5 protein-coding genes are annotated in these 4,151 nt (G+C 56.2%); 3 read left to right on the plus strand and 2 right to left on the minus strand.

All coding sequences use genetic code 11. The features are described 5' to 3' along the window. Window positions 1-103: 103 nt before the first annotated feature. Window positions 104-481 (plus strand): diacylglycerol kinase, encoded by a 378-nt coding sequence (locus MPRO_RS24885; RefSeq protein ID WP_067299129.1) that lies wholly within the window; start codon window positions 104-106, stop codon window positions 479-481. A 115-nt stretch (window positions 482-596) separates the two neighbouring features. Here the strand turns inward: MPRO_RS24885 and speD are convergent, their stop codons facing one another. Both speD and MPRO_RS24895 read right to left on the minus strand, forming a co-directional pair. Next, the gene (gene speD, locus MPRO_RS24890; protein ID WP_067299131.1) at window positions 597-1,427 is read right to left on the minus strand and encodes an adenosylmethionine decarboxylase; all 831 of its coding nucleotides are present in this window, start codon (window positions 1,425-1,427) and stop codon (window positions 597-599) included. 492 nt (window positions 1,428-1,919) lie between these two features. Continuing rightward, complete coding sequence (locus MPRO_RS24895) at window positions 1,920-2,168, minus strand: hypothetical protein (RefSeq protein ID WP_067299132.1); 249 nt, start codon at window positions 2,166-2,168, stop codon at window positions 1,920-1,922. Window positions 2,169-2,332: 164 nt separating this feature from the next. On the opposite strand from MPRO_RS24895, the gene pdxB reads away from it, so the two are divergent. Together pdxB and MPRO_RS24905 are read left to right on the plus strand one after the other, a co-directional pair. Next, window positions 2,333-3,481 (plus strand): 4-phosphoerythronate dehydrogenase PdxB, encoded by a 1,149-nt coding sequence (pdxB, locus tag MPRO_RS24900; protein ID WP_082709110.1) that lies wholly within the window; start codon window positions 2,333-2,335, stop codon window positions 3,479-3,481. A gap of 42 nt (window positions 3,482-3,523) precedes the next feature. Beyond that, a complete protein-coding gene (locus tag MPRO_RS24905) occupies window positions 3,524-4,087 on the plus strand; it encodes a flagellar brake protein (protein ID WP_082709111.1) in 564 nt (187 codons plus the stop codon). Window positions 4,088-4,151 lie beyond the last annotated feature (64 nt).

Genomic DNA, 4,151 nt, shown 5'->3' on the forward strand with positions numbered 1-4,151 from the left:
GTGTGAAATTAAGTGATGGTGAAACACTGATTCGTTACGATGAGCTGGAATCAAAATACCGTGGCTTGTTCGAGCCGCGACTTACTATGTCTGGAGAGGGATGATGCCCAACGAGAAAGTGACAGGACCTGCGCGTTTTTACTACGCGACCTGCTACTCAATGAAAGGAATTCGTGCGGCTTTCGTCCATGAGCCGGCCTTTCGCTATGAGGTGTATGGGGCGCTGGTGCTGATACCGCTGTCGTTCTGGGTCGCCCAAACGGGCATCCAGCTCGGGCTGCTGATTGCCAGCTGTCTGCTGGTGTTGATGGCTGAAATGTTTAACAGTGCCATAGAGGCGGTGGTGGATCGGGCTGGGCTCGAAATGCATGAGCTGGCGGGCCGCGCCAAGGATCTGGGGTCTGCGGGAGTATTTTTTACGCTGCTGATCGTGATGCTGATCTGGGGTGGGGTACTGTGGGACAATCTTGCCACGGGCTGATGTCAGGTTGACCTATTAACCCGGGTTAAAATGCAGTCGCGTTTGTAAGAAAGGCAAAAACAAAAAAAACAGGAGCGGGGCAAATCCCGGCTCCTGCTTTTTTTGTCGCCAGGGCTTAGACTAAGCCCTGGCTGAACGGCATTTCCGGCAGGTTGCGTGCGTAGAATATTTCCCGCATCTCGCGAAACAAATTGTCGGTAATGGTGCTGATTTCTTCTTCGCTCATGCCCTGTGTGGTGGTGCCAAACAGGTACTGGTTGAGGTCGAAATCGTTGAGCATCATCTTGGTGTGGAAGATGTTTTCCTGATAAACATTCACATCCACCATCTGATACAGATCGCGGATATCGTCGCTCATGAAATTCTGGATCGAGTGAATATCATGGTCGATATAGTGCTTGATACCGTGAACGTCGCGGGTGAAGCCGCGTACGCGATAGTCGATCGTCACTATATCTGACTCGAGCTTGTGGATCAGGTAGTTCAGCGCTTTCAATGGCGAAATAACGCCACAGGTAGACACCTCGATATCGGCACGGAAGGTGCAGATGCCGTTATCCGGATGGCTTTCCGGGTAGGTGTGTACGCAGATATGACTCTTGTCCAGGTGCGCTACGACGGAGTCCGGCTGCAGAGGGCCCGGTTTTTCCGATGTATCGACCAACAGCGAGTCTTTCAACGGCTCCTCGGATACCAGAATCGTAACGCTCGCGCCCTGGGGCTCATAGTCCTGGCGAGCGACGTTCAGTACGTTGGCGCCGATGATATCGCAGACCTCGGTCAGGATTTCGGTCAGGCGATCAGCGTTGTATTGCTCATCAATGTACTCGATATATTCTGCTTTCTGCTCCGGAGTCCGGGTGTAGCAGATATCGTAAATACAGAAACTCAGGCTTTTGGTGAGGTTGTTAAAGCCCTGCAGTTTGATCTTGCCACTGGGTGTCAACGATCAGGCCTCCAAAAAAATAACGCGCCTCTCGGGCGCGATGGACGAATAGCTATGGGGCTGGCCCCGGCAATGTGTCGTGATTGTAGTGCAACTGGGCGATCAGAAAAAGTCCAAGGGGCGACAAAAGTCCTGCTGTATAAAAATCAGTCGCCTGTGCCGAGAATCCAGAGATTGATTTTTATGCTATTGCAAATCGTTATCGTTTAGATTATCGTTTGATTTGTTCGCAAATCGCTGACGGTTATCACGGCTTATGCCGTTGTGCTGTCGGTTCGACGGAGCCCGCCTTTGGCGGGGTGCGCTCGGTCAGATTGTTTAATGTTCAAGGCTCTTATCACGCTTATCGTGAATGCCGGCTCTGTCATGGGGCCGGCTTTTTTTATGGTCGCGGGCTTGGAGTGTAGGAAAGTGGCTTTGTATTCAGAGCCTCGCAAGGCGAGTGCTTTAAGCAGGCCAGGGGTGTCGTAAGTCCCTGGCTTTGGGAAGGGGCTAGTTGAAGTCAAAACCCAGTTGTTCTTCGCTGCGGCCGGTGTGGCGGTAGCCCAGCTTGCGCTTCTGACGGGCGATACTGCTGAGCAGGCGTCTGGCCTCCTTGTAGGAGTGCAGCACAGTATGGGTCACTGTCGCTTCATTTGCGGCTCGATCACCCCAGCTCTGGCTCAGAATCCAGTCTCCGACAAGGTCCTGATACAGGCGAACAATGAAGTATTCCTGCTCTTTTTGCCAGCGTACTATCAAGGGGCTTTTACCGTAACTCGATCGGGGGGAAAATGTTGCAGTGAATGCATACCCGTTTATGCGACAGACCCAGGCCAGCCGCGCCAGACCCGCTGCAGGCAGCAGCGAGTGTAACGGCGCATTGAGCCCGAAACCATGGCATTTGTAAAGATCCGGAGTACAGATTGAAGTCTAGCCACCTGAATATAGTAGCCGACGAAAACATACCCTCACTCCAGGCGCTGCTGGGGCATCTTGGTACTATTCGCACCCTGCCGGGTCGCAGTATGACGTCCGCCGACCTGGTCGAGGCCGATGTGCTGCTGGTGCGCTCCATTACCCGGGTAGACAGGGCATTGCTTGACGGCACTCCGGTGCGCTTTGTGGGCACGGCAACCATTGGCATGGATCATGTTGATCAGACCTACTTGTGCGATCAGGGCATAGCCTTTAGCAGCGCGCCTGGCTGCAATGCCGATGCGGTGGTGGAGTTTGTGCTGACCGTGCTCTATAGCCTGGCGGCTGAGCAGGGTTTTGTACTGCGGGACAAAACCGTTGGCATCATTGGTGTTGGCAATGTCGGATCCCGCCTGCAGCGCCGTCTTGAGCGTCTTGGTATCAAGCTGCTGCTTAATGATCCTCCGCGTGCAGCCGAGGAAGGCGAGTCGTTTGTCAGTCTGGACAGGCTGCTGGACGAAGCCGATATCCTCTGCCTGCACACACCGCTGGTTACGGCGGGGCCGCACCCCACGCAGCATCTGCTGGGTGCTGTTCAGCTCAAGCGCCTGCGTCCGGGGGCTATTTTGCTCAATGCCGGTCGCGGCGCGGCCATCGACGGTGCTGCGTTGCTGCAGGTGGCACAGCAGCGCCCGGATCTGACACTGGTGCTGGATGTCTGGGAGCATGAACCCGCTATTGATCCTGCGCTGGTGCCCCTTGTGCGTATGGGTTCGCCCCACATTGCGGGCTACAGTTTGGACGGCAAGATTCGCGGCACTTATATGCTCTACCAGGCGCTGTGCCGGCACCTGGGTTTGCCGAGCCCAGCCCCCTTGCAGGACTATCTGCCCAGGGCATCGGTAGCCCAGGTAGATGCGGGACCAGGCCTGACTGCGCTTGAACTGATGCGTCTGCTCTATGACCCCTACCGGGATGATCGCGCGCTGCGTGCGACCCTTGGCTTGCCACAGGCTGAGCGTGGAGCTGCATTTGATCGGCTGCGCAAGGAGTACCCGGTGCGGCGGGAGTTCGACACCCTTACGGTTACCGGCCGGTTGGAGCCCGCGCTGGCCGAGGAGCTTGCGGCGCTCGGCTTCAGGGTAAAATTGTCGTAAGCTGTCGCGCTTTTAATGCGTCATGACAACGCCGGAATTTTAATGCCCAAGTCACTTGAACAAAGTGCCGAATCCCTGGATCTGGCGCAGCTGCGGCCATTACCGGGCGAGCGCTTGCGGGTTGAAAGCCGCACGCCACGTAGCCGCTTTGTTTCCGAGCTCATTGGCTATAGGGTGGATGGGAGCGTGCTGATCGCTGCGCCCCGCGCAGGCTCTTTGGCTGCCAGTGTCAATCCGGGCTCGGCGGTGACCGTGCGGCTGATGGCGGGCAATCGCATTTGTGCCTTTAGCAGCCGGCTATTGCGGATTCAGACGCAACCCTTTGGCTACTGGCATCTTGAGTATCCCGCTGAGGTGGAAGTGCGCCGTATCCGTAACTGCACCCGTGTCCCTGTGCGTCTTAAAATAGCGCTGGATACCGAGGATGACGCTGCAAGGGCGCAGCCGGGTTTGCCCTGTTCGGCGCTCTGTACCGATATCAGTCTGCAGGGCGCCTGTTTCGAGACCCTGGATTTGGTCGGTCAGCCCGGTGAGCGGCTGTTTGTGACGTTGCGCATAGCGCTGGCCGGTATCGACCAGGTACTGCTGTCTCGTATCCACCTCTGACGCTGCCGACGACCCCTTACTGTTACTTCTCGGCGGCACCAAGCTCAAGCCCACCACAACAACA

This window comes from Marinobacterium profundum (assembly GCF_001528745.1).
GTDB lineage: Bacteria > Pseudomonadota > Gammaproteobacteria > Pseudomonadales > Balneatricaceae > Marinobacterium_A > Marinobacterium_A profundum.

Bases quoted from the DNA above. Each gene is read 5' to 3' on its own strand.
- MPRO_RS24885 (WP_067299129.1), top strand. From the start codon at position 104: ATGCCCAACGAGAAAGTGACAGGACCTGCGCGTTTTTACTACGCGACC.
- MPRO_RS24905 (WP_082709111.1), top strand. From the start codon at position 3,524: ATGCCCAAGTCACTTGAACAAAGTGCCGAATCCCTGGATCTGGCGCAG.